At 60.9% G+C, this 4,724-nt stretch carries 3 protein-coding genes and 1 pseudogene; 3 read left to right on the top strand and 1 reads right to left on the bottom strand.

The features are described 5' to 3' along the window. Together ACXJKH_RS15160 and rpoH are read left to right on the top strand one after the other, a co-directional pair. Window positions 1-389, top strand: a pseudogene (locus tag ACXJKH_RS15160) (hypothetical protein); the annotation flags it as partial. Window positions 390-1,106: 717 nt separating this feature from the next. Beyond that, window positions 1,107-1,982, top strand: coding sequence for an RNA polymerase sigma factor RpoH (rpoH, locus tag ACXJKH_RS15165; RefSeq protein WP_457320497.1), 876 nt, complete (start codon window positions 1,107-1,109; stop codon window positions 1,980-1,982). 371 nt (window positions 1,983-2,353) lie between these two features. On the opposite strand, the gene ACXJKH_RS15170 is transcribed toward rpoH, so the two are convergent. Next, window positions 2,354-3,559 carry an ISL3 family transposase gene (locus ACXJKH_RS15170; protein ID WP_457320493.1) on the bottom strand — a complete coding sequence of 402 codons (1,206 nt, stop codon included), beginning with the start codon at window positions 3,557-3,559 and terminating at the stop codon, window positions 2,354-2,356. 145 nt (window positions 3,560-3,704) lie between these two features. Between ACXJKH_RS15170 and ACXJKH_RS15175 the strand changes: the two genes are divergently transcribed. Then, entirely contained in the window at window positions 3,705-3,929 is a 225-nt protein-coding gene (locus ACXJKH_RS15175; RefSeq protein ID WP_457320495.1) for a hypothetical protein, read from the top strand. Window positions 3,930-4,724 lie beyond the last annotated feature (795 nt).

A 4,724-nucleotide genomic window follows, 5' to 3' on the forward strand; every position in this document is an offset into this window, starting at 1 on the left:
ACCTGTATGACCAGCGTTCGCAGGTGCTGTCGCTGGAAGGCATCCGCCAGCTCGGCGCGCGCTGGGAACTGGCCGGCAAGCTGGCCTCGCGCTGGGGCGACTACCGCACCGGTCGCGGCGAGGGCGCCTGGCTGGACAGCCGCGCCGACTTCGCCGCCCTGCAGCTGCGCTATCGCCTGTTCGAGAAGTGGGAAGGGTTGGCCGAACACCGCTGGTTGAAGGTGCGCGACGGTGGCGTGCGCAAGGGCTGGCTGGTGGGGCTGGATCGACGGGTAGGGGAGAACTTCAAGGTCGGAGTGGGCTACAACTTCACCGAGTTCAGCGATGACATGACCGAGCTGCGGTATGACCAGAAGGGGTTCTTCTTGAATATGGCGGGGTATTACTAGGCGTCGGTGGGCTGTCGGTAGAGCCGGGCCATGCCCGGCTGGGCCRCCGAMYCACCATGCCTCGGTCAATCACGTTGGCGTGGATCCCGGCCATGCCGGGCTGGGCTTCTGACCCACCTGGCGTTGGCYGGCTTGCCATGCATGTGGCTTCGGCATTGTCTGGCCTGCCACGYATCCATCTTCGGCATTGMCTGGCCTGCCACGCATGGCGTGGCACTACCGGAGATGGCGGCTTCGGCGGTCGGYTTCGGTTTGCTGTCGGTAGAGCCGGGCCATGCCCGGCTGGGGCCACCGACCCATCGTCCCCGTTCGGCCACGTCGTGGGTAGAGCCGGGCCATGCCCGGCTGGGGCCACCGACCCATCGTCCCCGTTCGGCCACGTCGTGGGTAGAGCCGGGCCATGCCCGGCTGGGGCCACCGACCATGACTGCATCGCCTCGGGCCTTCGGAGGCGGCGTGCCTGAACATCGGGCAACCTTTTCCGGCTGAATGGGTGACGGCGGCGAGCCCGTTCAGCCAGAAAACACGCTCCATCGTCTCATTAAACAGATCAAACTATTGATTTAAAAGGATTGTTTTCCCAATCCACCCCCTCTCGCCACTGTCATCATTTCGCGGTACGTTAGACGAGTGATCAGTGCCAGCGTCCCATGAACAGAACGCTGGAACTTCTTTCCCCTTTAGCAGTCCAAATGCCGGACTGCTAAGATGAGTGCTATGAGCCAGAACACCTCTACTGCCCTTGTGGCAAACAATCTCCCGATTCCCAGTGCGCTCGGTTCGCTGGACGCCTACATCGGTGCCGTGCACCAGATCCCGGTGCTGTCGGTCGATGACGAGCAGGATCTGGCCCGTCGCTTCCGCGACGAGCTGGATCTGGACGCCGCGCGCGAACTGGTCCATTCCCACCTGCGCTTCGTGGTGCACGTGGCCCGTGGCTACAACGGCTACGGCCTTGCGCTGGGCGACCTCATCCAGGAAGGCAACATCGGCCTGATGAAGGCCGTGAAGCGTTTCGACCCGGACATGGGCGTGCGCCTGGTGTCGTTCGCGGTGCACTGGATCCGTGCGGAAATGCACGAGTTCATCCTCAAGAACTGGCGCATCGTCAAGGTCGCCACCACCAAGGCGCAGCGCAAGCTGTTCTTCAACCTGCGCAAGTCCAAGACCCGCCTGGGCTGGATGAACGCGGCCGAAGTGCGCGCGGTGGCCAAGGACCTGAACGTCTCCGAGCGCGAAGTGCTGGAAATGGAATCGCGCCTGTCCGGTCGCGATATCGGTTTCGACGCGCCCAGCGATGAAGACAACGAAAACGCGCCGCCGTCGCCGGCCGCCTACCTGGTGGCCGACGCGGAAGACCCGTCGATGGCCTACGAGCGCGCCGACAGCGAAGACAACAAGCYGCAGCTGCTGCGCGAAGGCATGGCCGAACTGGATGCGCGCTCGCGCGACATCATCCGCCGTCGCTGGCTGGACGCGGACAGCAAGGTGACGCTGCAGGAGCTGGCCGACGAGTACGGCGTGTCGGCCGAACGCATCCGCCAGGTTGAAGCGAACGCGCTGAAGAAGATGAAGGCGCTGTTTACCGCTTGAGCGAGTGAGTCGTTGACTAACGTTAAATAATTTCAGCAACGTGATAATACGTGTCACGTTCGCTGATGTGATTCACGATCCGATGCCAGTTCTATGGCATCGGATTTTTTTTGCTTAGCCGAATTCGAAGCAGCCTTCTAACGATAGAGAAACCCGACTGACTGCTCCGGCATTCCAATCGTCTTGGTACTCGTGGCCGCGTGACGGGAATGCCTTGCAGACCTGCTTGTTGCGAGCTACGCGCCTGTCATCTTTGTGATATGAAATCGGAGCCTCAGGCGGAGGCTCTTTCAGGGAATGGAAAGGATGGCAGGATTTAACAATGGCGGCGACGACTTCGTCTTTGCGAGCCATGGGAAAAATAAGGTTCTTCACCCAACTCCGGGGAAGGCCGCCCGGATCTTCAGGAAGAAGTACGCGTCGTCTCGGTATCCGTAGGCGACGCGCTTGATGACCTTGATCTTGTTATTGATGCCTTCCACCAGGTTCGTCCCGAGAGGCCACCGGCAGTGGGCCAGGATGCCCGGCAGATAAGGCTGCAGACGGCGGACAAAGATGCGCAGCGGCTCCAGCCCGCTTCGCAGGGCGCGATGCTTCCATGACCGCCAGGCCTTCTCCGCCCAGCTCTGGCTTCGGTAGCGCCACAGCTGCTTCAGGTCGTCTTTGAGCAGATARGTGGTCAGCAGGGCTTTGTTGGCKGCCAGCAGCTCCTCGAGTTGGACGCGCTGCTCGGCCGGGACGTTKTGCCGATTGCGCAGCAGGAGCCAGCGCGAGGTCTTCACCACCCGTCGCGCGGGCTTGTCGGTGCGCAGACGATTGGCCTCGTCCACCCGCACCCGATCAATGACTTCGCGCCCGTACTTGGCCACCACGTGGAAGAGATCGTAGACCACTTCAGCATTGGGGCACTGGGCTTTGACCTCCACATCAAAGGCCGAATTCATGTCCATTGCTACGGCTTGGATGCGTTCGCAACCGACCCTGCCGAGTAGCTCAAAGAAGGGACGGATGTCAGCGCGGCTGCGTCCTCGGCCGACCCAGAGCACGCGCTTGCGCGATGGCTCGACSACCACGGTGGCGTAGCGATGCCCCTTCTGGATCGCAAACTCGTCCATCGCGATCACGCGTAYGTCCGATAGGTCCACTGGGCCCAGCGTCTGCATCAGATGCCKGAAATCAAGCGCCTTGACCGTCTTCCAGTCCAGACCATGCCACTTTGCGGTGGCATGGATCGAGGTGGTGGCGCACATGCGTGCCACGCTCTGCGCAAGCCGTTGCGTTACYCGGGCATGCCGCTCCAGCCAATCCAAGTGCTCCAATTTTGGCCCACAGCGAGGGCAGGCCAGCCGCTGCCGCTGGACTTCCAGCTCCACCGGCTGGTCGAACACGGGCAAGTCACGGATGCGCCGGAGCGTCTGGTCGTGGATGGCCACGACCCACTTGCCGCAGCCACTGCAGCGGCGTCGGCGGCGTGAATCAGGCAACAGCGAAAGCACCAGCCACGTGGCTCCGCCACGTGACTCGCGGCGCCATCCATCCAGGCGATACCCGCCCAGCCTCCCAGCAACGGCATACAATCCAGCTTGGCCACGGCCGGCCTCGGTTTGTAGTCTCGACAACCACAATCTAGCTGGCCGGCCGTGCGCCTTCTCCCCTCAGATGGGAGAAGAACCTAAAATTTCCCGTGCACTAAACGTTCTGGCTCCACATAGGGCTTTGACCTTGGCCGGCATCAGTGGGGGTTATGGCGGTGCCATTGATGGCTGGAGGCAGCATGTCGAAGGCGCCACGCCGAACTTCGGTCCAGGCTTGTCGATGATCAAGAAGGGCGGTGATGGCAATACCACGTATTCCAATCTGACCGAAGGCAACATCGTTATCGGTGGCAAGCAGACCACAGCCGTCGAGCTGGGCTTGAACACGGATGCCGCTGCCGCGCATCGCTAGATCGATGCGCTGCCCAATGCCGAGAAGCTGCTGGCGGACGGCAGGCGATGGCGGCGGCAATGGGCACTGTGACGGCCACCAGCAATCAGATCGCAAACGATATCGGTGGCTAGGCGATGCGCAACCTGGAGAACGACTGTGTTTCGAAGTCGAGCGACGAGGAGGAGGCACGGTTCAGGGTTCAGAGTGCACAGGATAAAGAGTCGGAGCTGAAGACTCAGCGCGGTAGCGACTCAAAGCCGCCGAAGACCAGATGAAGAACTGGAGCATCGGCTGCGCCAACTACCGTGCGCTGGAAGCGGTGCGAAGGCTCCTTGAAAGCCGAGGTCGCATGCTTCGATGCCGCATGGTTGACTGGGGCGTATTCCGATTCAATTTTCTCCCCGGATGTCAGAGGAAGGCCTCGGTCGGAAAACTCTGGGGTTTGTCTGGGCGAAGAGGGTGGAGTGGAAATCTGGAAGTGGGTCCGCAAGCGCGGCGGTGGCAGTCGGAAATATCCGAAGGATTTGGCAAGTACTCTACTCAGTAATTCCAGAGTCGGTCTGGCAGTTTCAGACTTCTACAAGAATCCGATGACCGGTTAGGTGTTCTATGGCTTCGATTACAAGGTCGTATTTAATAATATATCTGGAGCGGACGGGATTTCATGAAGGTAAAATGCATAGCCATCTCGGATGACGGGTCGGCGGAATTGTCGCCTTGGTTGACGCTGGGGGAGGTATTCCATGTCCTGAGTGTTGAGTCTGGATTGAACGGCGAGGTGTGGTTTCGAATTCTAGCCAACGAGCAGAGTGT

This window comes from Stenotrophomonas sp. P5_B8 (genome assembly GCF_054049855.1).